Origin of the sequence: Ruminococcus sp. OA3 (assembly GCF_022440845.1) — a bacterium.
In the GTDB taxonomy this organism is placed as follows: Bacteria; Bacillota; Clostridia; order Lachnospirales; family Lachnospiraceae; genus Ruminococcus_G.
The window spans coordinates 2825426-2852330 of record NZ_JAKNTO010000001.1 but is presented as its reverse complement, the minus strand read 5'-3'; the positions used below and the strand labels follow the sequence as shown (position 1 = coordinate 2852330).

Genomic DNA, 26905 nt, shown 5'->3' with positions numbered 1-26905 from the left:
CACAGCTATGTGTACACCTGTCCAAAATGATTGTTGCAGGCTGCAGGAAGTGTATTTATAATTAAAATCGTAAAATGATGAAAGAGATTGAAGTATCATGGATAAACAAAAAATCTTGATTGCGGACGATTCAGAGATGAACCGGTCTCTTCTGGCAGCTATTCTGGAAGATCAGTATGAGATTGTAGAAGTCAGCAACGGCGCAGAGGCAGTTGCACTTCTCTCACAGCACAGATCGGATTTTTCACTTCTGCTTTTGGACATTATGATGCCGAAGATGGATGGGTTTGAGGTGTTGACTTACATAAATAAATACCACTGGAATGATATGTTCGCTGTGATTATGATTTCCGCCGATGATTCTCCTGAAAATATTAAACGTGCCTATGATCTGGGGGCATTTGACTATATCAGCCGGCCGTTTGATTTTACAATCGTCCATCGCCGGATTTCCAATACGATGCTCCTATATGCCAGACAACACCGCCTGGAGAGGATTATCGCAGAACAGTTTTATGAGCAGGAAAGAAATAATAAACTCATGATTTCAATCCTGTCTCATATTGTAGAATTCCGCAACGGAGAGAGCGGTTTACATGTAATGCATGTAAATACCATTACAGAACACCTGCTGGAACGCCTGGTTCAGAGGACAGACCGGTATCCGTTGACAAAATCTGAGATTGCGTTAATAGGTACTGCATCATCCCTGCATGATATAGGAAAAATATCGGTTTCCGATGCAATTCTGAATAAGCGGGGCCCCCTTACTGCGGAGGAATTTGAAGTGATTAAGACCCACTCGGCAGTCGGCGCCAGGATGCTGTTGGAATTACCGTTTGAGCAGCAGGAGCTGCCGTTTGTCAAAACAGCTTCGGAAATCTGTCGGTGGCATCACGAAAGATATGACGGCAATGGTTATCCGGATGGATTAAAGGGAGAACAAATACCCATTGCCGCCCAGGTGGTTGGTTTGGCTGATGTGTATGATGCGTTGACCAGTAAAAGATGCTACAAGAGGGAATATTCACAGGACGAAGCACTAAAAATGATTGTCGAAGGACAATGCGGAGCGTTCCATCCGATTCTCCTCCAGTGTCTGCAGGAAGTTGCGGACGAGCTGAAACATGAGTTGATGGATACCACAATCGGACAGGATACGAAAAGCATTCAGAACCTGAAAGAAAAAATGGACTATGACAAGTTGTTTCCACGCAAAGAATACGCTTCATTTTCCGCAGGACAGCAACACCTGCAATACTTATATATTGATTCGCTGACCGGTATCTACAATCGCCGTTATTTTGAAGAATATTTTCAGGGAGAGGAAGACAGTGAAGCTGTCGTCGTGATGGATGTTGATAATTTTAAACGTGTCAATGATCATTATGGACATTATGCAGGCGATTGTGTGTTACAAAGCGTTGCAAAAACGGTATCATCGAGTATTCGCAAAACAGATGCTGTAATCCGTTACGGCGGTGATGAATTTGTAATTCTTTTTTACCGTATCCCTGTAGATGCATTTGAGAAGAAACTGGAGGGAATAAGACGCTCTGTTGATCGGATGGTGATCGATGAATACCCCGAAATACATGTATCTGTGAGCATTGGAGGGGTATACGGGAGAGGAAAAACCAGGGAATTGTTTCTAGTGGCGGACAGCATGATGTATCAGGCAAAGGCCACAAAAAATCAAGTGACGATACATTTTCCGGCCAGAGACACGGATGAAGACAAAAAAGGGAGTGATAACGTCAATGCGCAGCAGTAAAAAAAAGAATTCCACCACCCGTTTTCTCATATTCAGTTTTATCGGGCTTCTGCTCTTTAGTGTAGTTGTTTTCAGTATTCTGGGAATTTATATGAATCGAAAAAGCAAAAAGACCATATACGAAGTTGGACAAATCTACATGTCCGGAATGAACGAACAAATGTCCAGACATTTTGAAAACATCATCAAACTTCGGTTTGATCAGGTGGACGGCATCATTTCCGTGGTCTCGGCAGAGAATTACGATACAGAAAGTCTGTATGAGGAACTTGTCTACAGGGCACAGGTCAGGGGCTTTGATTATCTGGCGATCTGTTCTGATGAAGGAAACTTTGAAACACTCAGCGGAGCACCGATACAGCCGCTTAATCCATCTCCTTTTGTAGAAGCATTAAATCGCAGGGAGCGAAGAGTTGCGGTAGGTGTTGATGCGGCGGGCAATGAAGTGGTATTGTTTGGCGTTGATGCAACTTATCCGATGAAGAACGGCAATAAGGGCACTGGTCTGGTCGCAGCCGTGCCTCTGGATTATATCACCGATTTTCTTTCTTTGGAGGATGAAGGACAGCTGACGTACTATCATATTATCCGTTCGGATGGAAGTTTTGTCATACGAAATCCCAACACTGAGTTGTGGGAGTTTTTTAATCAGCTGCAACAGCAACTCGATCCTTCCGCAGAAAAATCAACGGCAGAAAACTCTCTTGAAGGATTCGCCGCAGCTTTGAGGGATCACAAAGAATATACCACAATATTTGAGGTAAATGGTGAGGAAAGGCAGATTTACGGCATTCCTTTACCATGTTCCGAGTGGTATCTGGTATCGGTCATGCCTTACGGTATATTGGACGAGACCATAAACAGCCTGAGCGTTCAACGCATGTTCATTACGCTGCTGGCCTGTGCTTCTATATTAATCCTGCTGACTTTGATATTTCTTCGGTATTTTTCCATGACCCGCCTGCAGCTACAGGAACTGGAGAAGACACGTCAGGTGGCGATTGAGGCAAATAAAGCAAAAAGTGAATTTTTAGCCAATATGAGTCATGATATCCGCACACCTATGAACGCAATCGTGGGTATGACCGCGATTGCAACAGCACACGTAGATGACCGTGAACAGGTGCGGAACTGCCTGAGGAAGATCACCCTGTCAAGCAAACATCTGCTGGGGCTGATTAATGATGTTTTGGACATGTCTAAAATTGAGAGTGGTAAATTGACTTTGACAACAGAGCAGATTTCTTTAAAAGAAGTTGTTCAGGGGATTGTTAATATTATGCAGCCGCAGGTGAAAGCAAAAAAACAAAGTTTTGATATACATGTTGAAAATATTATGACGGAAGACGTATGGTGTGATGGCGTGCGTCTGAATCAGATTTTACTGAATCTTTTGTCCAATGCGACAAAGTATACACCTGAAGGAGGGGCGATACGATTATCCCTGTTTGAGGAAGCATCTCCAAAAGGAGAGAACTATGTCCGAATTCATATTTACGTTAAGGATAATGGAATTGGCATGTCACCGGAATTCCTGAGCAAAATATATGATTCCTACAGCCGCGCCGATGAAAGCAGAATACATAAGACTGAGGGAGCAGGTTTGGGAATGTCCATCACGAAATACATTGTGGATGCAATGGAAGGGACCATTGATGTGCAAAGCGAACCTGATAGAGGTACAGAATTCCATATTACAGTGGACTTTGAAAAAGCTGCCGCGATGCAAGAGGATATGGTTCTTCCCTCCTGGAATATGCTGGTAGTTGACGATGACGAATTGTTATGTCAAACTGCCGCAAACGAACTAAAATCTTTTGGAATAAAAGCTGAATGGACACTGAGTGGGGAGAAGGCAATAGAACTGGTAATCCGGCGCCACAAAAAGGGAGACGATTATCAGATCATTCTATTAGACTGGAAACTGCCTGGCATGGATGGCATTCAGGTTGCCAAAGAGATTCGGCGTAATTTAGGAGATGAAATACCGATTCTGCTTATCTCTGCATACGATTGGAGCGAATTTGAGACGGAGGCCCGTGAGGCGGGGATCAGCGGTTTCATTTCCAAGCCGCTGTTTAAATCTACTTTATTTTATGGTCTGCGCCAATATATGGACGGTGAAGAGACACAGGACAGGATATCGGATCAGGCGATTGATATGTCCGGACGCCGTATTCTGTTAGCTGAGGACAATGAACTTAACTGGGAAGTCGCAAAAGAATTATTGGCTGATCTGGGCGTGGAACTTGACTGGGCAGAAGATGGACACATATGTCTGGAAAAGTTCCGTAAATCGCCGGAGGGATATTACGATGCGATACTTATGGATATACGGATGCCGCATATGACGGGATATGAGGCTGCAAGATCAATCCGTGGGCTGGATCACCCGAATGCTTCATCTGTTCCGATCATTGCCATGAGTGCGGATGCTTTTTCTGAAGATATCCGTCATTGCTTAGCGTGCGGTATGAACGCCCATATTGCAAAGCCTGTTGAGATTACGGAATTGACACGCCTGTTGAAAAGATATTTTATATAGATACCTGATGTTTTTTCGGAACTTTCGGAACCTGGACGTTCAGACGCATGGATTTCAAAACTTTTGGGAATGGATAGTGGGGAATATTGAAAAGGAGGACCGTCATGAGCAGTAATCATTTAAGTGGTCAAAGCAGTCCGTATCTTATACAACATGCCAATAATCCTGTCGACTGGTATCCGTGGTCTGATGAGGCATTTGAAAGAGCCAGACAGGAAGATAAACCGGTTTTTTTAAGTATCGGCTACAGTACCTGTCACTGGTGTCATGTGATGGCGCATGAGAGTTTTGAAAATGAGGAAATTGCCGGTATTCTAAACCAGAATTTCATTTCCATCAAGGTAGACAGGGAAGAGCGGCCCGATATAGACAGTGTGTATATGGAAGTCTGCCAGAAATTGACGGGGAGTGGCGGATGGCCTATGAGTATTTTTATGACAGCAGAGCAGAAGCCCTTCTATGCGGGAACGTATTTTCCACCTGTGAACCGATCTGGCATGATGGGATTTCGGGAACTGTTACTGGAAATCAATAAGCTCTGGAAACATAAGAAAGCCGATTTGCTGCATTCGGCAGAACAGATTTTAGGTCAGATGAATATAGATAAAGGCAGTACGGAAGAGAAGGCGAAAGAGCAGTCTGAAAAAGAAATGGACAGCGGACTGCCCGGACAGGCTGTAGAATTGTTCACACGATCTTTTGACAAAAATTACGGTGGATTTGGTTTGGCGCCTAAATTTCCAACCCCCCATAATTTAATATTTCTTATGTTGTATTCCCGGATTGAGTGTGATGATACATTTTATCAGGCGGGAAAGACTCTGGAGCAGATGCGAAGAGGGGGGATTTTTGATCATATTGGCTATGGGTTTTCCAGATATTCTACAGACCGTTTTTATCTTGTGCCTCATTTTGAGAAAATGTTATATGATAATGCCCTGCTGATGATCGCTTACGCAGCTGCATTTAAGATATCTGAAGATAACATGTTTTTAGATACGGCTGAAAAAATCGCGGAGTATATTTTACGGGAAATGACAGGACCTGAGGGCGAATATTACTCTGCCCAGGATGCGGACAGTGAGGGCAGGGAGGGAATGTATTATGTCTGGGATTATGAAGAAATTTGTAAGATACTCGGCAGAGAAAAGGGAGCGGAATTCTGCAGTTATTTCGGAATCACTGAAGACGGAAACTTCGAGGGGAAAAATATTCCGAACCTGTTGAACGGGAATGATATATCCGATAGATTCCATAAAGAAAAAAAGCTTCTGTATGATAATCGCCAGCTGAGAACAAAGCTTCATCTGGATGACAAGGTCCTTACTGCATGGAACTCCCTGATGATTTCTGCCATGGCGGTACTATACCGGGTCACCGGAAAGGAAAGGTATCTTCAATCGGCTGTGCAGGCGCATCGCTTCATTGAAAAAAATCTGGCAGACGGAACAATACTTTTTGTCAGCTGCCGGGATGGAGCCGGGAATGTAAGAGGATTTCTTGATGAGTATGCCTATTACACAGCCGCATTGCTCAGCCTTTACGAGGCGGTCTCTGATGAAAAGTATCTGAGGCGTGCCCGGCAGATCTGTAATGAAGCGCGGCGGCAGTTTGCGGATCAAAATGGCGGAGGATTCTTTCTGTACGGGAACCGTAATGACAGATTGATAACGAGGCCGAAAGAAACCTATGATGGTGCGATACCCAGCGGGAATTCCGTGATGGCTTACTGTCTTGTACGGCTATATCAGATCACGGGTAATGAAGATTATAAAAATGCAGCAGAGCATCAGCTTGCATATATGTCCAGTGCGGCGGAAGACTATCCGGCAGGGTACTGTATGTTTCTGACTGCACTTCTGCTATATGACTATCCCCCACAGAAGATTACCGTTATATTGTCGAAAACGGACAGAAAAGAAGAAATCATAAGCCGACTTCCGCTGTATGCGGATATAAAAATACGGGAGGAAGAAACGCCGGAGTTTCCATTACTGAATGAAAAAACAACATATTACGTTTGTAAGAATTATATATGCCTTCCGCCGGCAAATGAGATAAAGAATTGAATCGATTAGATAACCTTTGTATACCTTAGGAAAAAATTAATGATTTTATAATCACAAATGAATAAATGGAAGCAGTAAATTTGCTATACTATATAAAATATAAAACAAAAGGAGCATGATGCTTTGGCCGAGAAAATACTTGTGGTTGATGATGAGAAAGAAATTGCTGACTTGATTGAAGCCTACCTTCAAAATGAAAATCTGGATGTGTATAAGTTCTACTCAGGTACAGAAGCTCTTGACTATATGGAGCGTATGGAGTTTGATCTCGTCATATTGGACATTATGCTTCCGGATATGAGTGGCCTGTCAATATGCCAGATTGTGAGAGATAAGGGTTACGCCTGTCCTGTCATCATGCTTACGGCAAAAGATTCGGAAACAGATAAGATTACCGGTCTGACACTTGGGGCAGATGATTATATTACAAAACCTTTTCGGCCGCTTGAACTGCTGGCCAGGGTGAAGGCACAGCTTCGCCGATACAAGAAATATAATACAGTCTCCGCCTCACATGTAACAGAAGCAATCTTTGAGTATGCGGGATTGACTATGAATGTGAAGACTTATGAATGTACGATTGACGGAAACAGCCTGCTGCTAACGCCAACAGAATTTTCAATCCTACGTATTCTTCTGGAGCGCAAGGGCAGCGTAGTCAGTGCAGAGGATTTGTTTCATGAAGTCTGGCAGGACGAATATTATACCAAGAGCAACAATACCCTCACCGTACACATTCGCCATCTTCGTGAGAAGATGGGGGATACCGGTGAAAGACCCAAATATATCAAAACTGTATGGGGGGTTGGATACAAAATTGAAGAAATTTAAAAAAAAAGATTATAACTATGCAAAGCTTAGCCGCATCACATTTGGCAAAGGATTATGCATCACAATTGGTGCTGCCCTTACAGTACTGCTCCTGCGGTTACTTAGCCATGGACATTTGGCTGATATAATAGCAGTTTTCATTGCGCGTATCCTTCACATCAGCGATACTGATGCCAACCTACTCTATTTCCGAATAATAGGAAATAACATGCAGTTTATTCTTACGCTAACGATCATCCTCTTTATGTTTCTGCTATTTCAGATGCTGCTGAAATCATATAAAAGATATTTTGATGAAGTTGTGAACGGCATTGACCAGCTCATGGAGGATGACGCACAGATATCCTTATCTCCCGAATTAGAAATTATCGAACATAAATTGGACCATGTCAGGCAGACACTAAAAACACGGGCGTTTGAGACAAAGAGAGCCGAGCAGAGAAAGAATGATCTTGTGGTTTATCTGGCTCACGATATAAAAACTCCGCTCACCTCAGTCATGGGATATCTCAGCCTTTTGGATGAAAATCCGGACATGGCTGATGTGAAGAAATTAAAATACATCCATATCGCATGGGAGAAGGCGAATCGGCTTAAAACTTTGATTGATGAATTTTTTGAGATCGCACGCAGCAATTCAGACTCCCTTTCTCTGAAAAAGACAAATATTGATCTTTACTATATGATGGCACAGATTTCAGATGAACTGTATCCACATCTGAATTCATGTGGAAAGCACATTGCAAACAGGATCTCCGAAGATATGGTATTGTACGGCGACTCTGAAAAGCTGGCACGGGTATTCAATAACATTTTGAAAAATGCCATAGCATATAGTGCAGGCAGCAGTGACATAACAATTTCAGCGCAGGAGCTGCCCGGAAAGACGGTTGTCAAATTTGAAAATAAGGGTGATCTTCCGGAAGACAAGCTTAATGTGATCTTCGACAAATTTTATCGTCTGGACAGCTCAAGATCGAGCGCGACCGGCGGTTCCGGACTTGGTCTTGCCATCGCGAAAGATATTGTTGTAAAGCACGGTGGTGAAATAAAGGCTGAATGCAGTAACGGAACTACTGTGTTTATCGTTGAACTTCCCTCAGTTTAATAGCATCGTGGTTTCTGCCTTGAGGTCTTAGGAATTCTTAAGATTTCATTTATCATTCCTTAGTCAATCATTTATATGAACTTAAAAAACTGCCTGCTCATTCATGGTATGCTGAATATACCTGAAAGAGCAGGTATTTTATATGCAGGAGGATCGTGGATACTATGAAAATATTACAACGAAACATCTCAGTGCTATGTTTGATAGCGATACTTTTTTCTATGACGGCATGTGGTCATAACACCAAGAGTGAGGAGGCTCATGAATCCTATGTCGCAAGTTTTTTTGACATTCCTGATGCAGTCACATATATTTCAAGGCTCCTGATCAGCGATGACAAGGCTTATGTGTGCTGCCAGGAAGGTGATGAGGTCTCGTATCTGGCGGCAATATCAATTGATGATGGTGATTTTCAAAAGCTGCCGCTGGTAATTGAGGATTCAACTGTACTTCTGGATTTTGGGATGGATCAGCACGGCAGCATATGGGCTGTCTGCAAGGATAATACAGGAGGCTACAGTTTGAAAAAATTTGATCGCAGCAATGCAGCAGTCCAATCCGTAGATTTATCGTCGGTACTGGATGCCACAGTTACTTCCTCATCTGGCAGTGAAATATTTATGAGTATGGATGCCGAGGGGAATATCTGCATAGCAGCCAAATGCAGCAGTACATATGCTTATCTTTTTGACAACAATGGTGAGTTTTTGTTTGATCTCAATTATGATGGAAATCTTATGACCACCATAACGACCGCTGAGGGGCAGATTGGTGTGTGCGCCACTACTGCGGACAGAGCGAACTATCATCTGCTTACCGTGGATATAGATAATAAGGATTGGCACAGAGATCCCATTTATTTAGGAACAACAGCAGGTCTGTTTGGGGGAAGTACCGACAATTTCTATCTTTTTGACTCCTCAAGCCTGTATGGTTATAGTGCCGGGGCACAGGAAGGTAAGCTTATCTTCAACTGGTCTGATATGGGGTTGAACACATCGGATGTTCATGTATGTGAGCTTGAGGATGGCCGATTTGTGGTTCTGGCCGCGTCGTCCAACCAGACTTCTGTACTCTCCTATGAGATAGGGGTGCTTTCCAGGGGAAAAGATAATCGGACAGAACTCAGTATGGTGAGCCTGACTGCCGATCCAAGTGTTGTCCAGGCTGTTTCGGATTTTAATAAAACAAATAAAGAATATAAGATTGAACTGACGGAATATTTTCCATATGAGCAAAACGTATCCGATGAGGAATGGGATAATGCCATTTTAAATTTTAATACAAAGATTATTTCAGGGGATATACCAGACATTTTGGATATGAGCAATTTATCGGTTCCGATCTACCATAACAAGGGGTTGTTGGAGGATCTCTATACGTATATTAAGAACGACTCAGAAATTAATATGGATGACTATTTCGCAAATGTGTTTGACGCCATAAGCATTGACGGTAAACTGCCTTACATTACAAATGGTGTAGCTATATCCACAATGCTGGCTAATACAAGTGCCCTTGGTGAAAATGGGGGATGGACGCTGGACAGCCTGGAAAAAGTTCTGGAAACCTCGGGGCTAAATTCCATAAGTAATCTGTCAAGTACATCATTTCTTGAAATAATGCTCCAGACCAATGACAGCTTTGTTGACTGGGCCTCTGGTGAGTGCTTTTTCAACTCTTCGGAGTTCATAGAATTGCTGGAGTTTGCCGGGAAAATTCAGGAGAGCAGCCAGAGCGGCTTCGAAGCGGACTTGAGTGCTGCTGTAGCATCTTATGAAGCTGTTTACAGTGCATACCAAATTGCACGGTACAGAGATTCCTATCAGGGAAACGTAAATGTAATAGGCCTGCCAAGCTCCCATGGAGAATACCATGCGATCAAGCCGGAAGTAAAGATTGGAATATCCTCATCCAGCAAGTATAAGGATGGTGCATGGGGGTTTGTGAGGACATTTTTGATGAAAGAGCATCAGGAGTCCTGTTATCTTCTGCCATTCCATAAGGGAGCGTTTGATACTGTAATGCAGGCCGCTATGAATGGTAATTCCATGTGGACGTTCCTGTACGAGGACGGGAAGATAACACAGGAGGATGTAGAGCTTATGAGGACGCTCTTAAGCAGTGTGTCCTATGCAGTAAATGAAAGCCAGAGCCTGGAGGACATCATATTAGAAGAAGCCTCAGAATTTTTTGCCGGATCGATAAGCGTACAGGAAGCTGCCAAAAAGATCCAGAGCCGCGCCAGCCTTTATATAAAGGAACAGATGTAGTTATGATTAAAACAGAAAGGAATTAAGAATTATGAAAAAACGAATGGTAAGCCTGTATGGAATCATTTGTGCAGGGATGCTTTTATTTTCAGGATGCACAGGTGCAGAAACGGAACCTAAAACTTCCAATAACCAAATCAACGATACGCAGTCAGATGCGGTACCAGCCGATCAGGGATCTGTTGCAAAAAATGATCCCCAAGATGACGCTGGCAGTGAAAAAGAGGAAATAACCGTTGAAAACACATTTACGGATGCAAATGATATGTTTACTTCAGCCGACTTCAGTGGGGCAGTCAGTGGCTGTACCGAAACAACATGTACGATAGGTACAAGCTTTGCTTCTACTGATGGTGAAGCAGACAGAGGCAGTGTAAGTGTTACTTTTACGGATGAAACTATATTTCAAAGAGCGCTGGTTGATTCTCAGGGCGGGAAGTATTCTCTTGACGATGGTGATAAAAGCGAACTAAAGGACGATGATTTTGTGTTGCTTTTTGGAACCCAGCAGGCAGATGGCACTTATCTGGCGGATAAAATAATTATGATAGAGTTTAATTATTAACTATACAGGAGACCACACAATGAAGCTCTTACATATCAAGGAAAAGATCAACGATATTATCACACAGGAAAAAGATATGTTTGCCTCTGGATTAAAGCATAAGCCTCTGTTGAGTAACCGTGTACAGCGTATAGCAATACGTCTTATAGTCACATTTTTTGTACTGATTTTTGTCTTAACGATCGTTTCCCGTGTGTCTGATTCTGCCACGATTGCCAGCGTTCAGGTATCAACAATGACAAGTGGAACATTGACGAACAAAGCTGAAATTGATGGAACAATTGACGCAGAGGATGGTATATCCATCACCCTGCCGGAGGGCCTCAGGGTTATCAAGGTTAATGCAGAAAGGGGAAAGCAGGTGAGCGAAGGCGAGGCGCTGCTTGCGTTTGATGTATCTCCCATAAAAGAAAAGATTGAGGGTCTCGAGGATGAGATCTATATCCTTAACCAGAAGATAAGTCTTTCCGGGAAAGGAAGCAGCGATAGTGTTGATGATGCACAGCAGGCGCTTGATGATGCACAGCAGGCGTATGACCGTTTAGTTGCTAAGCTTGAGCGGAATGATTTTGCAGACCTCGAAGCAGCGATTGCCAATGCAATCGAAAATAAAGACAGAGCCATCACAGCTACAAGGCAGGCATTCATTAAGGAAGCGGAGGAAAATCGGAAGAATGTTCAAGAATCTGGGGATGATGCGGTTCGCGCGGCACAGCAAGTGCTCTCAGAGGCTGAGGAGGGAACGCCTGCCTACGATAGCGCCGTTCAAAACCTTGAAGCTATCAAGGCGCGTTGGGACAACGCACTTTCTGATACCGATGAGGCGCTTTCTTCGGCAGAAAACCGTACAGATTTTTCAGATGAGGCTGCGGTTATGGATGCTCAGTCCGCTATTGAAGCTGCAGAGAGTGCGTTAATCAGTGCCCAGAGAGAGTTTGAAGACTCAAAGGATGAGGAACTCTACGCTGCCGAAAAAAACATTGAAGCGGCGCGGCGGGCATTGAAAAAGGCGCAGGAAAACAAGTCTAAATCGCAGACTGAGGCAGAAATTGAGAGTGTCACTTATAAGGCTGAGTTGTCAGAAAAGGAAAAATTACGTGACACACTGAAAGAAATCATAGACAATGGTGGTCATGTTATGGCTCCGGTTTCCGGTACGGTTTTGAAAACTTTGGAAAAGGGTTCAAAAACGGAAGCAGATGTTGAAGTAGTTGCACTGTCCAACGATGGCGTGGGTTTTGTTTTTAAAGGGAGTCTGGATAAAGAGAATGCCGAGAACTTTTCAGTAAATGATACAGGGGAACTTAGCTATAGACTTGACGGCAGCACTCAGAAGCTGGATGTGAAGATAGCAGCCATGGGAACAGCTGATGAGGATAACATGGTTCCGGTGACGGTCACTCTCCCCGACGGTAAATATACTCCCGGTATGTCTGCACAACTTTCTTTGAACAAAAAAAGTGAGACATATCAGAACTGCCTGCCGCTGACCGCATTAAGAAGAGACTCTCGCGGTGATCATGTTCTCGTAATCCGTAAACAAAATACTGTGATGGGAACCGAGTGGATTACTTCACGGGTTGATATCATCGTTAAGGACAGGGACGGGCAGATGATGAGCATTGAAAGTACAGAAAATGCTCTGACCTACTCGGATAAGGTGATCACGAGCTCAAATAAGACTATTTCGGAAGGAGACAGAGTTCGCATTGAAGGCTAACAATTCTATGAATTACCGGGCTCTCACAGTAACAGGAATACTGGCGGCTTTCGTATGGTGTATGGCCTGCTCATTCTTTATTGCAGCTCTTGGCTTATGCTCAAGTGTCAGTGTACGATGGGAAACTGGTGGTGTCAGTCCGTCTGCTCTTGTCAGGCAGCAAAAATATGCAAAGCAGGATGGCCTTGCAAAGCAGCCGGAGGTCACGCTGTGGCAGGTATATTCCGCACAGGAGATCATGGATGCAGAGATGGGGAGTACGACTGCCGATGTGGTTGTTGTTTTTGGAGCCTGTGAAGATATCACGTCAAAAACCATACTCGTTGGTTCTTTACCCTCGCAGTCTGATACAGCGGGCTGCGCCATCAGCTCAGAATTGGCGTTTTCATTATGGGGAAGCACGAATGTGCTCGGTATGCAGATCAAGATTGGAGGGGAGGTATTATATGTTCGTGGTGTATTCGATGATGATACATCAAGGGTATTCCGGCAGGCAGAGGAGGAATCCAGTGATACACTGTCCAATATGCAGTTAATATTTTCTGATGGCGGAACGCGGGAGAAGGCAGAGCGTTATCTTACGGCTTCGGGCTTCACAGGAGGTACAATTCTCGATTTACCACTGATGGGGTGGGTGTTTGACATGATTTACCGGCTTCCCGCTATGGTTTTGGCGTTTGGCATTGTTATAAGGTTGATTAAGCGGGGAGGAAAGCTTCGGCACTATCCGATGTGGATGATTTCCTATCTGCCGCTTGCCTTGATCGCCTTGGCCGGATTAGTGATCTGTATTGATTTTCCGGATATTCCTTCAAGCTTTATCCCTTCAAGGTGGTCTGACTTTAAATTTTGGAAAAATTTATTTTGGAATCATTGGGAGAATCTTACTGTCTGGATGTCGGCAGCCCCGACCTTCCGGGATAAGGAGCTTTGGAATGCGGCGTTTTTACTGCTGTTGTTTTCTTTATTCGCTTCTGTCCTTGTGGCAATAGCGGCCAGGATGACATCAATACGCGCATACTCGGGACTGATTTTGAGCTGCGTGATATATACACTGTCACTTTGTCTGATATCTGTAAATATAGTGTCATACAACAATATTTCGATTGGCAAGGTTATGTATTTCATGCCCTGTCTATGGCTTTGCATTGATCTCTTGCTCCATTGGCAAGGAGGAAAGCTTGGCTTTGTATCCCATGAAAGGAGGTTCTCTGTTGATAAAAACTCTTCTCTGCCGAAGAAAGAATATACCTTCGCCGAAAGCGGCGAGGAAGCCCAAATATATATACAGGAAAAAACATCAAAACGAACATGAATACAAGGCCCCGTTAAAAGAACGTATCGTACCGTGGTTGTTTTTGACACCGAGTTTGTTTGCCGTGAGTGTAATGGTACTCATTCCGCTTGTGGATGCACTGCGGCGTTCTTTTTTCTCCGCTGTAAGTAATCAGTTTGTTGGATTCCAAAACTACATATCTGTGCTGGGTAACAGTGCATTCCAATTGGCAGCGGCCAATACTGCAAAGTTTATATTCGTCTGCATACCACTATTGCTTATCATATCGTTGGTTGTTGCATTGATGCTGACTACATTTCAGGAAAAGCATGGGATTTTCAAAACAACGTTTTTAATGCCAATGGCAATACCGGTGGCCTCAATTGTTCTGTTGTGGAGGGTGATTTTCCATAGAAACGGATTAATCAATGGGATCCTGTCTTTACTGGATGAAACTTCGATTGATTGGATTGGAAGCGGGGCTGCATTTGCAGTTTTGATTTTTGCATATATATGGAAAAACTTTGGGTATGACATGGTGCTATGGCTCTCAGGGATCAGTGCTATCAATCCGGCGCTGTATGAGGCGGCACAGATAGACGGGGCGGGCAGCATAAAACGGCTTATAAAGATCACGCTGCCCAATCTGTTGCCGACGTTGTTCACAGTCACGGTGCTGTCCCTGCTCAATTCGTTCAAGGTATTCAGGGAAGCTTATCTCATTGCTGGCAGCTATCCCGATGATAGCATTTATATGCTTCAGCATCTGTTTAATAACTGGTACAGCAGCTTGGACGTGGATAAAATGTGTGCTGGGGCTGTAATGATGGCACTTATCGTATTTACTTTGATTATGCTGTTGCAGAAGATCATGAGTGGGGGTGACGGCTCTTGAAAAAATTTTTCATCTGTCTCATCCTTTTTATGATCGCTGTTTTTGTATGGGTACCGCTGTGGATGCTTTCATCCGGTACACTTATGGGACCCGGGGAGTTGTCCGGGAACCTTGCCCCGGTTTTAGAAAGTGGTGATGGCTTCGCTGCATGGCCGATTTTTGCACGCTACCCGACCTTCCAGGCTTATGCGGAGCTGTTGTTTGATACACCTCAATTTTTTAATGTATTCTGGAATTCCTGTAAACAGGTCTTTCCCATTATATTGGGCCATATTGTTTTGGGCGCTCCTGCGGCATGGGCATTTGCACGTTTTGACTTTCGCGGAAAAAAAGTGCTTTACACCTTATATATTGTCCTTATGCTGATGCCTTTTCAAGTGACTATGGTTTCCAGTTATCTGGTTTTGAATAAGTTAGGTCTTATTGATACTGCATGGGCCATTATTCTGCCCGGCGCCGCATCAACCCTTCCGGTATTCATCATGACCCGATTCTTTATGACGGTACCAGGGGCGGTTACTGAGGCAGCAGCTGTGGATGGTGCTTCGCCCATCCAGACATTTTTGAGATTGGGTATACCTCTCGGCGCACCGGGTATCCTCTCCGCGGTTGTGCTGGGCTTTCTGGAGTACTGGAACGCAATGGAGGCGCCTCAGGCATTCTTAAAGGATCAGACACTCTGGCCGCTGTCTCTGTATATGGCGAACATCACCGCGGACAATGCGGGGGTATCGCTGATCGCATCACTGATTACACTTATGCCGCCGCTTCTGATATTTATGTTCGGGCAGAAATATCTTGAACAAGGCATTATATCTTCTGGAATGAAGGACTGAAATATAATAGGAGTTGTTTATGGATAATGAAGTTCGGGCAGGCAGCCTGCAAATACACAAAGTAAATAAGTGGTATCCAGGCAATGTACACGCCGTTATCAATATGGATATGGAAATAGAACAGGGTGAATTGATTGTTTTCGTGGGGCCTTCCGGCTGTGGAAAGACTACACTGCTTCGTATGATTGCGGGACTTGAGGGCATCAGCAGCGGCGAGGTCCTTATGGATGGCAGGGTGGTTAATAAAGTACCGCCTAAGAACCGTGACATTGCGATGGTATTTCAGAATTATGCCCTCTATCCGAACATGAAGGTAAAGAATAATATTGCGTTCCCCCTCAAGATGCGCCATACCAAAAAGCAGGAAGCAGCGGCACGGGTAGCTGAGGTGGCAAAAAAGCTGGAACTGGACACTTTGTTGGAAAGGAAGCCCGGTGCACTCTCCGGGGGGCAGCGTCAGCGTGTGGCCCTTGCGCGGTCATTGGTGAGAAGGCCTAAGCTTTTTTTGATGGATGAACCGCTGGCAAATCTGGATGCGAAACTCCGCACAGAGATGCGCCGGGAGATTATAACGCTACAGCGGGAATTGGGTGTAACAACAATATATGTTACACATGACCAGATCGAAGCCATGACAATGGGAACACGTATTGCTGTAATGAATTGCGGCGTTTTACAGCAGTTTGGAACGCCGCAGGAGATCTATCAAAATCCGGCTAACCTTTTCGTTGCCGGATTTATAGGCTCTCCCAATATGAATATATGGGATACAAAGATTGTATCATATCATGCGCAGCATTTTCTGACTCTGGGTGAAGCCCGTATTCCTATAAATATAGGTAATTTGCCTGGGGAGCAATTACAAGAGCCGCTTAAGGCTGGCATCCGTCCGGAACACATTGAGCTTGCTTCAAAGAATGAGCCTGGCGCCATCCGGATGGAGATCGGCCTGTTGGAGAATACAGGGCGTGAGGTGGCCGTTTTTCTTGCTGCGCCCGGCATACCGAATCTCACGGTCATGACGAATGCTGATTTCCCAGGTCAAATTGGACATGAGATATATGTTCGTCTGAAGCAGGAGAAGATACATGTATTTAATGCAGAGGGGGAGCGATTGACGAGAGTGCAGACGGACACGAAGCACCGCAGGACAACATAAGAATCCGGGTGATGAAAACGCGTACGGGTGTTATGCAATGCTGTGATTTATATAACAAAATGGAATGAATTTAAGCGAAAAAATTTGTAGACTTCAGATAAAAAAGGTGATATTCTCATAAAAGAGCAAATTTAATACGATTTTACAGTTAAACTGTGCAAGTTCCGAAAGGATTAATAGAGAAACCGGTCAGAATCCGGTACGATCCCGTCACTGTGTTAGGGAGCATTCTTTCAAGGTGCCACTGGGTATTTACCTGGGAAGGTGGGAGAATGTGATGATCTTAAGTCAGGAGAACTGCTTGCGCAGAAGTAGTTATGATTCTTACGGTGTATAAGGAGCATATGTTATTTGTGTGTTTACGGCCGTAGTGGGCCGTTTTTTTATTTAAAGCACAGACAACCAGATGAAAAGGAGGACAACATGGAACTGAACAGCGAGATTAAAGATTATTGGGAGGGTGAGGCGAAGGTCTACAGCCGTGGAATTCAGGAGGAACTGGACGGACCGCATTGCGAGGCGTGGAAGGCATTGATTCGGGATTATGTACCACACAGCGGCTCTCTGAAAATTCTGGATGCGGGATGCGGTCCGGGATTTTTCCCGATCATTCTGGGGGAAGAGGGACATGAGGTGACGGGAATCGATATTACCGAAAATATGATTTCCTGTGCAGAGGAACACGTAAAAGCCCGGGGACAGCACGCAGTACTGCAGACGATGGACTGTCAGGACCTGCAGTTTCCGGATAATACCTTTGATATGGTGATCAGCAGAAATATAACATGGACCCTGGGGGATCCTCAGAAAGCGTACAGGGAGTGGAAACGGGTGCTGAAGCCGGGAGGCAGACTGCTGGTATTTGATGCGTGCTGGTATCTTTATCTGTACGACGAGGAACTTGGAAAACGATACCGGGACAATGAGGCCAGAATTAATGAAAAATACGGACGGAACGTACATGCTCATGCAAATCCACAGAAAGGAGATGAACTGAGCCGTCAGCTCTTCATGAGTGATAAGGTTCGCCCGTTGTGGGATCTGGAATATCTGATGTCACTGGGATTTGCAAAAGTATTTGCGGAGCCGAATATCATCGATAAAGTCTGGGATGAAAAAGGAAAGGAACTCAATAAACTGACACCGGCCTTTATGGTGGGCGCAGAAAAATAACGGACGATTATGGGAAAATATATAAGACTGATTGAATTTCTAAAAAAGATACCGGGAGATGTTGCAGTCAAGATCATATTGGGACTATCCATGGTTGCGTGCAGTTTTATACAGGCATTTTGCCTTGCAAAGGGTGTCACAGCTGTATTTGATAAAAAGCAGCTGTCGGCTGTGCTGGGATATCTGGCAGTATGCCTGCTGGCATTATTGTTCCGGTCATTTCTGGTACGATATCAGGAAGGATACACGAAAAAGATGGCAGCCAAGGTAAAGGCAGTCATCAGGAATACGATGCTGGCAAAACTGATGCAGCTGGGACCGTCCTATAGAAATGACAAACGGACGGGAAACCTGCAGTCACTGATCACAGACGGGGTCGAGTCTTTTGAGGCGTTTCTGGTCCAGTACCTGCCGCAAACGGTTGTGGTATTTGTGACAACGCTGTTTTCTACGGTTTATCTGTGGACACTGGACTGGGCAGTAGGGCTTCTTGTTTTGATCATGGCGATTTTAGCCATCGTAGTTCCCCATTTATTTATGCCGGCAGTATCTAAAGTAATGATTGAATACTGGCAGGATTATGCAGATTTGAATGCTCAGTACATCGACAGCATGCAGGGTATGAATACGCTGAAATCCATGGGAGTCAGCAAACGGGAAGGAAAGAAGCTGGCGGAGCGTGCCTGGGGATTTGCAGGAGAATCCATGAAAAATCTGGGAATTTCCCTGTCGGACTCAGCAGTGATCGTTACGTGTACGGCCATCGGAACGGCAGCCAGCATCGCCATTGCAGCGTATCACATGGCTCAGGGAAAGCTATCCTATGGAAGTCTCCTGATCATTCTGTTCCTGGCAGGTGAATGTATGAAGCCTCTGAATGATATGAATACATACTGGCACAGCAGTTATCTGGGACTCTCCGTAGCAGAAGAGCTGTTTGCGGTGCTGGATGAACCGGTCGCATTGAAGGATGGAAAAGGTCCGGATCAGCTCACCGGAGAGCTCCCGGAGATTTCCATGAATCAGGTATTCTTTCATTACGATAAGAGTTCCGCAGATGTACTGGAGAATATTGATTTACAGTTTGACTCAGGAAAGATTACAGCCATTGTGGGAAAATCGGGTTCCGGAAAGTCTACAATTGTGAACCTTCTGCTTCGTTTTTATGATGTTTCCTCCGGCAGTATTATTCTGGACGGAAGGGATCTTCGGGATTTTTCCATCGAGTTTCTGCGCAGCAAAATTGCGGTGGTGTTCCAGGAATCCTATCTGTTTTATGGAACGATCCGGGAAAACATCAAAATGGCAAATCCAAAAGCCTCCGATGAGGCGATGATAGAAGCGGCAAAAACGGCGAATGTTCACGAATGCATCATGGAACTTCCTGACGGATATGACACGATTGTAGGAGAAAGAGGCGCTACGCTTTCCGGCGGAGAACGTCAACGGGTTTCCATAGCCCGGGCAATTCTCAAAGACGCACCAATCCTGATTTTGGATGAGGCTACGTCCAGTGTTGATATGATTCATGAGTCATTGATACAGGAAGCCCTGAATCGGTGTATGAAACATAAGACGACCATTGTAATTGCTCACAGGCTTTCTACCATTGAGCATGCAGACAGGATCTATGTGCTGGATCATGGAAAACTGGCAGGATGGGGAACTCACCAGGAGTTACTGGAACATAACAGTACCTATCAGGGACTCATACAGGCACAGAAATATGCAGAAAAGTAAAAAGGAACAACAAATGGAAAAAACAAGAATTCAAAATGTATTACGACTTTCCAAAAGGTTGAAACCGTACGGAGCCAGAATTGCGGGAGCTGTCGCAAGCGGTGTGGGACACCAGCTTTCTATCGTTGCAGTGTCGGCATTCTGTGCGTACCTGACAGGGCTTGCGATTGAAGGAAAGCTGCTGGAACGTATGCCGGCGATGGCGGCCCTGCTCGCTGCTATCGTCGCGGCAAGGGTTTTCTTCTATTTTATGGAGATGTGGCTGGCCCATGATGTGGCTTTTAAGGTTCTGGCAGATTTCAGGATCAGATTGTTTGATGCTATTGAACGGGTCTCGCCTGCGATTTTACTGAATATGCGTTCCGGACAGCTCGCCTCCACGTTGATGAGTGATGTGGAATTGCTGGAGTGGTTTTTTGCCCATTCATTCGGAAGCATTCTGGTGGCGGTGATTGCGCCGCTGGTGCTGATGGTCTGCCTGGGCTTTCTTTATCCGGTACTGCCGCTGCTGCTGATCTTCTTTTTGATCATCCTTGTTTGGATTCCGGTCTGGATGAAAAAGAAGGCGGATACCCAGGGGAGACAGGTAAGAGAACAGCTGGGAGATGCCAATGCGGTTACCATGGAAGGTGTTCAGGGTATGAAGGAGATTCTTTCTTTGAATTACCTGAAAGCTTATCAGAAGAAAAATGAAGCCTACATGAGCCGATTTTATGCAAGTCAGCTTGTCTACGGCAAACGTCTGGGAACAGAGGGTGCCCTGCTTCAGGGAGTCCTGGGAGTCTCCATGCTGTGCATAACGGCTGTAGCGGCAGGACTGGTGCTGAAAGGAAAGATTGGTTTTGCCTGGTATCCGGTGGTGGTAATACTTTCCGGTATGGTTCTGGGACCCGTTGTGGAAGTGTGTAATACGGCGAGAAACTTTGGGCTGATCTTCGCAGCGGCGGATCGTGTCTACCGTGTACTGGAAGCTGAACCCCAGGTGAAGGACTGCGGCAAAGAAGTAGATACTGACGGGCTGTCACCAATTGTGACATACGATCGCGTGTCGTTTCGCTATCAGGAAGATCTGGAAAATGCGGTGGAACATGTCAGTTTTACCGTCAACCCGGGTGAGACGGTTGCCCTTGTGGGAGCTTCCGGAGCGGGAAAAACTACGTGTATGAATCTGCTTCTTCGTTACTGGGATGTAAAAGAAGGTTCCATAAAAATCGGAGGCTGTGATCTGCGGGATATGACTCTTAAGAATTTAAGGGAGCTGACATCCGTTGTGCTTCAGGATGTGTATCTGTTTCGGGATACAATTCGTGAAAACATCCGGCTCGGGAAACCGGAGGCTACGGATGATGAGGTAGAGCAGGCTGCCAGGATGGCACTTGCCCATGAGTTCATCATGGAGCTGCCCAAAGGATACGATACGATAGCCGGTGAGAGCGGATTGAAGCTGTCAGGCGGCCAGCGGCAAAGGATTGCCATAGCAAGGGCTTTGTTAAAAAGTTCGCCCATACTGATCCTGGATGAGGCAGTGTCCAATTTGGATACAGAAAATGAGAAAGAGATTCAGGAGTCCATCAGAATATCAAGCTCCAGAAAGACCACTATTATTGTAGCCCATCGTCTTTCCACAATCCGGTCGGCAGATAAAATTGTAGTTCTGAAAAGCGGTCACGTGGTTCAGATGGGTACCTATGAGGAGCTGGCCCAAGTGCAGGGGTTATTCAGGGAGCTGATTTCAGCTCAGATCAGCCGCAGCGGTAAGGGTGGTGAATAATGTGCTGAAATATGTGGTGAAAAGATTGTTGATACTGTTGCCGATTGTACTGGTGATGTCCATATTGGTGTTTGGATTGAGTACACTGTCATCAGGTGATGCGGCAAGGGTCCTGGCAGAACAGATCTATGGTCACCCCACCCAGACTGAGATTGAACAGGTACGCCATGAGAATGGCCTGGACCAGCCAATCTGCAGACAATATATTAGGTGGCTGGGAAATGTGCTGCACGGGGATTTTGGGATTTCCTATCAGACCCAGAAGTCTGCAGCAGAAGAACTGACAAAACGGTTTCCGGCTACACTGAAACTGGCAGTGACAGCATTCCTGCTCTTGTTGCTGGCAGCAATTCCGCTTGGAATTATATCGGCAGTGTGGGAACATTCCTGGATCGACAAACTATTGCAGGTGTTTTCCTTTTTCAGTGTCTCCATGCCGTCTTTCTGGCTGGGGCTGATGCTGCTTTACCTTTTTGGAGTAAAATTAAAGCTGATTCCAATCATCGGGGGGACGGATGTTCCTATTTTGGCAGCGGTCACGCTGGACATCGGCTATTTTGGTGTGGTAATTCGTCTGATGAGAACAAATTTGAGTGATGTATTAAAAAAAGATTATATCCGTGCTTGCCGCGCCAAAGGGTTATCAGGTTTTAAAATTGTAATGAAACATGGACTGAAGAACGCAATCCTGCCTGTAATTACACAGATGAGCAGCATGTGTGTCAGTCTTCTGTGCGGATCAGCAGTGATAGAATCGATCTATTCTATCCAGGGAATTGGAAAGCTGGCGCTTGAAGCTGTCTATACAAAAGATCTGCCGGTGCTTCAGTGTTTTATTCTGGTCATCACCTGTTTTGTGGTGGTGCTCAATCTTCTGATCGATATCCTGTATTCAGCGATTGATGCCAGAATTCAGCTGGAATAGGAGGGTGTTATGAAAAAACGAGCAAAAGAGCTGGAAAATCAAGGGTTATCCAATACCAGATGGAAACAGATATTTCAGCAGGGCAAAACCAAGGTTGGGCTGATCATTGTTCTGCTATTTATTATCGCCGCTGTCTTTGCACCTGTCCTTGCACCTAATAATCCCTTACTGGTGGACGTTGCCCATAAACTGGAAGGACCCAGCCGCAGCTACCTGCTGGGAACGGATCAGCTGGGACGCTGCATCCTTTCCCGGCTGATCTGGGGAAGCAGATATTCTCTGCTGTACAGCGGTATTGTGCTGCTATTGACGCTGCTGATCGGAGTGCCTATTGGTCTTATTTCCGGATATGTGGGGGGAAAACTGGATCTGTTTATCATGCGGATCATAGATATCTTTATGGCGATGCCCAGCTTTATCGTCGCACTGGCGATTGCCGGCACTCTGGGCGCCAGCGGAAGAAATCTGGTAATCGCCATGTCCTGTGTATACTGGGCTGCCTATGCAAGGCTTACGAGGGCTTTGACGATGCAACTCAAAGAACAGAATTATATGTTGGCATTAAAAGCAGGGGGATGCAGCCACGGACAGATTATTTTTAAACATGTATTAAAAAATATTTCGCCCTCAATCATCGCGCTGGCGACGATTGAGATTGGTTCGATTATCCTGGCGATCGCCGGGTTTTCCTTTATCGGGCTGGGTGTACAGCCGCCTGTACTGGAGTGGGGGATCATGCTAAGTGACAGTCAAAATTTTATTCAGACATATCCCCGCCTGATGATGTACCCGGGAATTGTAATTGTAATTGTAGTAATGGCCTTTAATTTGTTAGGAGATGGGATGAAAAATGGAATGTCAGCAAAATGATCGGCTAACCGTCACTGATCTGCATGTTGAATTTTACACCTCGGAAGGTGTGGTTCGCGCATTAAACGGAGTCAGTCTGGAAGTACAAAGAGGGAAGATCACAGCACTGGTGGGGGAGAGCGGAAGTGGAAAATCAGTCACCTCCCTTGCCATTATGGATTTGCTGCCTGCCAATGGCAAGGTTGTAAAGGGCGATATACGGGCCGGTGATATCAATTTCAAAGATCTTTCCCAAAAACAGCGCCAGAAGCTAAACGGCACCCTGATGGGTATGATTTTTCAGGATCCGCTCGCCTCGTTAAATCCATTGTATACTGTGGGAGATCAGATGTCAGAAGGGCTTTTGTGCCACTATAAGATAAACAGGAAAGAAGCTTTTGAAAAATCGGTATCGTATCTGGAGGCAGTGGACCTGCAAAATCCAGAGCAGTTGATGAAAAAATATCCTTTTGAGTTAAGCGGAGGGATGTGTCAGCGTGTGATGATTGCCATCGCCATGGCACTTCATCCTACATTTTTGATTGCAGATGAACCGACAACAGCTCTGGATGTGACGGTTCAGAGACAGATTCTTTCGGAAATATACCAGATGAGCAAAAAAGAGAACGTGGGCGTTTTATTTATTACCCATGATCTTGGAGTTGTTGCGGAGATTGCAGATTATGTTTATATCATGCAGGATGGTGAAATTGTAGAAGATGCCGATGTGGACACTGTATTTCACCATCCAAAACATCATTATACAAAACAGCTGCTGAATGCAATCTTATAAAGGAGACGAAACATGAAAACTATATTGTCGGCTGACGAAGTGAAAAAAATTTACGGCAAAACAGATTCAATCAGAGCCGTCGACGGTGTCTCGCTCAAGCTTATCAAAGGAAAATCACTGGCACTGATTGGTGAAAGCGGAAGCGGAAAAACAACTTTTGGAAAATTGGCAGTAGGACTTGAAAAGGTATCTTCCGGAACAATTTCTTTTATGGGAAAAGAAATTCAAAATTTGAAGGAAAAAGAAATCCGCAGACTGCGCAGGGATATGCAGATGATATTCCAAAGCAGCAGCGGAGTATTTGATCCGGGGTATACGATTGGTGAGAGTATTTATGAAGTGTTGAAAAACTACGTCTCGCTGTCAAAGGCAGAGTACAGTGAAGCTATAGAGGAAGTACTGGAAAAAGTCGGTCTGGATCCGTCCTTTGGAAACAGCTATGCCAGCCAGATCAGTGGCGGCCAATGTCAGAGAGCCAATATTGCGAGGGCACTCGTGCTCCATCCGAAAATGGTAATCTGTGACGAACCAGTCTCAAGTCTGGACTTTTCCATACGAAAACAAATCTTAACTTTGTTGCGGGATATGGGTCAGGAATTCGGTATTACTTATCTTTTGATTACGCATGATCTGTCCAATGTCCCCTATGTATGTGATGCTGTAGCTATCATGTATCAGGGGAAAATTGTGGAGCAGATCGCTCAGACAGAACAGATCGAAAAAACGGCACTTCACCCATATACGAAGCTGTTGTTCCAGTCGATTCCGGCAACAGATCCAAGAGAAAGAAAGATTGGAATTCCAAAAGGTGCACGGCCGGCAGCTGTACAAAGTGATGTAAAAGGCTGCAGTTTCCAAAACAGGTGCCCCTATCGTAAAGAAGTGTGCAAAGAAGTTCAGCCCTTACTCAGGGAAGCGGCAACAGGACATAATGTCGCCTGTCACTGTTATCATACATAAAAAAGGAGAGACAAAATGATGAGAAAAAAAGCAAGTAGACTATTTATGACAGCAGTTATAAGCTCGGTACTGTTCCTTACAGGATGCAGTTCAGGAGGTGATAAGAGTACTTCCCAGGAATCCGGCAGCATAGAGGCGGAACAGGAGGACGGTGAAACGACATCGGCAGAAGAAAAGGTGGTAACAGCCCTGATTTCCAGTGATATAACACCGGAGGATGCTGATACGATCTCGAGCTGTGACGAAGATTTCCGACTGCTGGAAATGGTCTATGAACCACTGGTCAAATACGGATCCGGCGGTGAAATTGAGCCGGCACTGGCTAAATACTGGGAGATCAGCGAAGACGGAAAAGAATACACCTTTCATTTGAGAGAAGATGCAAAATATTCTGACGGTACAGATTTTAATGCAGACAGTGTACTGTTTAATTATTCCCGCTGGACGGAACAGCAGGTATTTTCTGCAACGCTGCTGGATGTAAAAAAAGTTGATGACTATACCGTTACTTTTATCTTTGACAAAGTAGCATATCCCTGTCTGATCGAATTTACGTACCCACGTCCTTATCGTATGCTGAGTGAAAATGCAGTAGATGAAGAAGGAAATTTTAAGGAGATGATCGGAGCCGGGCAGTGGATGGTTGAGAGCTATGAAACCAACCAGGAAGTGGTACTGGTTCCCAACCCTTATTATTACGGGGAAGCACCAAAAGTGGATAAAGTCATCCTGAAACTGGTAGAAGACGGACAGGCAAGAACCATGGCCATGCAGAGCGGTGAAGCGGATATCACGATCGGTGATACACCGGTGGAAAATAAATCAGTAATAGAAAATGATGAGAATCTGGAAATACTAAAGGCCAACGGAACACAGAGTTTTTATCTGATTCTCAATTATGAAAATAAAGCGCTTCAGGATCAGAAAGTTCGTCAGGCATTGAATTATGCCACCAATCAGGAAGGGCTTGTAAATGACCTGCTGGATGGAGCGGGCACAGCCGCAACCGGTCTTTTTACCCCGAATACACCATATGTGACAGAAGAGAACAGTCCTGGTTATGCATATGATACAGAAAAAGCGGGGGAACTTTTAAAAGAAGCAGGGTACGAAGATACAAACGGAGACGGCATCGTGGAGAAAGACGGAGAAAAACTGTCATTCCGACTGGTATTTCAGACAGAGGAATTTGCAAACTGGAAGACAATTTGCGAATATCTGCAGTCTGAATATGCAAAGGTTGGCATCGAGGTTGAGCTGGTTCAGATGGAGTCGGCATCCTATTATGATGCAATCTGGTCGACAAGAGATTACGATATGATCATTTATCGTACTTATGAAGATTCCTGGAATCCTCATGGTTTCCTTTCCAGTCTGTTCTATCAATCCGAAGGAAATCCCTCTGTTTCCTGGTATGATGAACAGATCAACGAGAACATTGAGAAAGTATTAGTCACCATTGACGAAGATGAGAGGACAACATTATATGACGCCATCTTTACGAGGATGAATGATCAGGCAGTGTGTATTCCGCTGTATTATCCAAACAAAGAGTACGTATATAATAAACGCGTGACAGGAATTACCGAGGCCCCTACTTCTTATGAAGGTATCATCTGGGGAGATGTAGATATTCAGTAAAC

At 44.9% G+C, this 26905-nt stretch carries 20 protein-coding genes and 1 riboswitch; all 20 genes read left to right on the top strand.

Features of this window, described 5'->3' with window-relative positions:
- The first annotated feature begins 97 nt into the window (after window positions 1-97).
- Window positions 98-1774, top strand: a complete 1677-nt coding sequence (locus tag MCG98_RS12765; RefSeq protein WP_240302329.1) for a diguanylate cyclase — start codon at window positions 98-100, stop codon at window positions 1772-1774.
- Window positions 1761-4319, top strand: a complete 2559-nt coding sequence (locus MCG98_RS12760; RefSeq protein ID WP_240303437.1) for a response regulator — start codon at window positions 1761-1763, stop codon at window positions 4317-4319. The genes MCG98_RS12765 and MCG98_RS12760 overlap by 14 nt, the downstream gene beginning before the upstream one ends.
- Window positions 4320-4423: 104 nt before the next feature.
- Window positions 4424-6388 (top strand): thioredoxin domain-containing protein, encoded by a 1965-nt coding sequence (locus MCG98_RS12755; RefSeq protein ID WP_240302328.1) that lies wholly within the window; start codon window positions 4424-4426, stop codon window positions 6386-6388.
- Window positions 6389-6511: 123 nt separating this feature from the next.
- On the top strand, window positions 6512-7219 hold the full coding sequence (gene vanR, locus MCG98_RS12750; protein ID WP_240302327.1) for a VanR-ABDEGLN family response regulator transcription factor: 708 nt from the start codon (window positions 6512-6514) through the stop codon (window positions 7217-7219).
- 208 nt (window positions 7220-7427) lie between these two features.
- On the top strand, window positions 7428-8327 hold the full coding sequence (locus MCG98_RS12745; protein WP_345891658.1) for a HAMP domain-containing sensor histidine kinase: 900 nt from the start codon (window positions 7428-7430) through the stop codon (window positions 8325-8327).
- A 164-nt stretch (window positions 8328-8491) separates the two neighbouring features.
- Window positions 8492-10600 (top strand): extracellular solute-binding protein, encoded by a 2109-nt coding sequence (locus tag MCG98_RS12740; RefSeq protein WP_240302325.1) that lies wholly within the window; start codon window positions 8492-8494, stop codon window positions 10598-10600.
- A 31-nt stretch (window positions 10601-10631) separates the two neighbouring features.
- The gene (locus MCG98_RS12735; RefSeq protein ID WP_240302324.1) at window positions 10632-11165 is read left to right on the top strand and encodes a hypothetical protein; all 534 of its coding nucleotides are present in this window, start codon (window positions 10632-10634) and stop codon (window positions 11163-11165) included.
- 19 nt (window positions 11166-11184) lie between these two features.
- Window positions 11185-12885, top strand: a complete 1701-nt coding sequence (locus MCG98_RS12730; protein ID WP_240302323.1) for a hypothetical protein — start codon at window positions 11185-11187, stop codon at window positions 12883-12885.
- A gap of 238 nt (window positions 12886-13123) precedes the next feature.
- The gene (locus MCG98_RS12725; protein ID WP_240302322.1) at window positions 13124-14200 is read left to right on the top strand and encodes an ABC transporter permease; all 1077 of its coding nucleotides are present in this window, start codon (window positions 13124-13126) and stop codon (window positions 14198-14200) included.
- Complete coding sequence (locus MCG98_RS12720; RefSeq protein ID WP_240303436.1) at window positions 14169-15056, top strand: sugar ABC transporter permease; 888 nt, start codon at window positions 14169-14171, stop codon at window positions 15054-15056. Before MCG98_RS12725 ends, MCG98_RS12720 begins: the two co-directional genes overlap by 32 nt.
- On the top strand, window positions 15053-15892 hold the full coding sequence (locus MCG98_RS12715) for a carbohydrate ABC transporter permease (protein ID WP_240302321.1): 840 nt from the start codon (window positions 15053-15055) through the stop codon (window positions 15890-15892). The genes MCG98_RS12720 and MCG98_RS12715 overlap by 4 nt, the downstream gene beginning before the upstream one ends.
- 19 nt (window positions 15893-15911) lie before the next feature.
- The gene (locus MCG98_RS12710) at window positions 15912-17051 is read left to right on the top strand and encodes an ABC transporter ATP-binding protein (RefSeq protein WP_240302320.1); all 1140 of its coding nucleotides are present in this window, start codon (window positions 15912-15914) and stop codon (window positions 17049-17051) included.
- Window positions 17052-17193: 142 nt separating this feature from the next.
- Window positions 17194-17371, top strand: a riboswitch (cobalamin riboswitch).
- 103 nt (window positions 17372-17474) lie between these two features.
- Window positions 17475-18224, top strand: a complete 750-nt coding sequence (locus MCG98_RS12705) for a class I SAM-dependent methyltransferase (protein WP_240302319.1) — start codon at window positions 17475-17477, stop codon at window positions 18222-18224.
- Between the two features lie 9 nt (window positions 18225-18233).
- Complete coding sequence (locus MCG98_RS12700) at window positions 18234-19964, top strand: ABC transporter ATP-binding protein (protein ID WP_240302318.1); 1731 nt, start codon at window positions 18234-18236, stop codon at window positions 19962-19964.
- Window positions 19965-19977: 13 nt separating this feature from the next.
- Complete coding sequence (locus MCG98_RS12695) at window positions 19978-21735, top strand: ABC transporter ATP-binding protein (RefSeq protein WP_240302317.1); 1758 nt, start codon at window positions 19978-19980, stop codon at window positions 21733-21735.
- A gap of 1 nt (window position 21736) precedes the next feature.
- Window positions 21737-22660: an ABC transporter permease gene (locus MCG98_RS12690; RefSeq protein ID WP_240302316.1), complete on the top strand. Its 924-nt coding sequence runs from the start codon at window positions 21737-21739 to the stop codon at window positions 22658-22660.
- Between the two features lie 9 nt (window positions 22661-22669).
- Window positions 22670-23530 carry an ABC transporter permease subunit gene (locus MCG98_RS12685; protein ID WP_240302315.1) on the top strand — a complete coding sequence of 287 codons (861 nt, stop codon included), beginning with the start codon at window positions 22670-22672 and terminating at the stop codon, window positions 23528-23530.
- Window positions 23511-24302 (top strand): ABC transporter ATP-binding protein, encoded by a 792-nt coding sequence (locus tag MCG98_RS12680; RefSeq protein WP_240302314.1) that lies wholly within the window; start codon window positions 23511-23513, stop codon window positions 24300-24302. The genes MCG98_RS12685 and MCG98_RS12680 overlap by 20 nt, the downstream gene beginning before the upstream one ends.
- 12 nt (window positions 24303-24314) lie before the next feature.
- Complete coding sequence (locus MCG98_RS12675) at window positions 24315-25262, top strand: ABC transporter ATP-binding protein (protein ID WP_240302313.1); 948 nt, start codon at window positions 24315-24317, stop codon at window positions 25260-25262.
- Between the two features lie 15 nt (window positions 25263-25277).
- A complete protein-coding gene (locus tag MCG98_RS12670) occupies window positions 25278-26903 on the top strand; it encodes a nickel ABC transporter substrate-binding protein (RefSeq protein ID WP_240302312.1) in 1626 nt (541 codons plus the stop codon).
- Window positions 26904-26905: the final 2 nt, after the last annotated feature.